The 887-nt window shown below is 64.3% G+C and carries 1 protein-coding gene; it reads left to right on the top strand.

Translation table 11 applies throughout. From position 1 onward, the window contains the following. On the top strand, positions 1–804 hold an 804-nt coding region (locus tag AC1D01_RS36785), incomplete at its 5' end, for a carbohydrate ABC transporter permease (RefSeq protein WP_477874760.1). Positions 805–887 lie beyond the last annotated feature (83 nt).

The raw sequence follows: 887 nt of genomic DNA, 5'->3' as shown, positions 1-887 counted from the left end.
GTCTACATCCCGCTCGGCATCTTCGTGTTCGTGCTGCTGTTCCCGTTCTACTGGATGGTGGTGACCTCGTTCAAGCCGAACGAGGAGCTGCTGGCGCGCAGCGGCAACCCGTTCTGGATCATCAAGCCGACGTTCGCGCATTTCCACAAGCTGTTGTTCGAGACGGCGTATCCGGAGTGGTTGTGGAACACGGTGCTGGTGTCGGTGACGTCGACGATCCTGTCGCTGGTGGCTTCGGTGCTGGCGGCGTATGCGATCGAGCGGCTGAGGTTCCAGGGGGCGAAGCCGGCGGGCGCGGCGATCTTCCTGGCGTACCTGGTGCCGCCGTCGATCCTGTTCATCCCGCTGGCGGCGATCATCTTCCAGCTCGGGCTGTTCGACACCCGGATGGCGCTGATCCTGTCGTACCCGACCTTCCTGATCCCGTTCAGCACCTGGCTGCTGATGGGCTACTTCCGCTCGATCCCGTACGAGCTGGAAGAGTGCGCGCTGATCGATGGTGCGAGCCGCTGGCAGATCCTGATCAAGATCGTGCTGCCGCTGGCGGTACCGGGGCTGATCTCGGCGGGCATCTTCGCGTTCACGCTGTCGTGGAACGAGTTCATCTACGCGCTGACCTTCATCTCGTCATCGGAGATGAAGACGGTGCCGGTGGGGGTGATCACCGAGCTGGTGGAGGGGGACGTGTACCACTGGGGCTCGCTGATGGCGGGGGCGCTGCTCGGGTCGCTGCCTGTTGCCTTCATCTACTCGTTCTTCGTCGAGCACTATGTGTCGGGGATGACCGGGTCGGTGAAGGAGTAGCTACTGGGCTGTCTCCGTGTGCGGCGCGGCGGGTGAGGGGATGGGCTGGGGGCTCATGCCGAGGCGGTCGGCGCCCCAGGGGG

The organism is Rhizobacter sp. P3_B12 (assembly GCF_056402895.1).
Note: the sequence above shows the minus strand (reverse complement) of the source record. Positions and strands in the feature narration are given on the sequence as shown.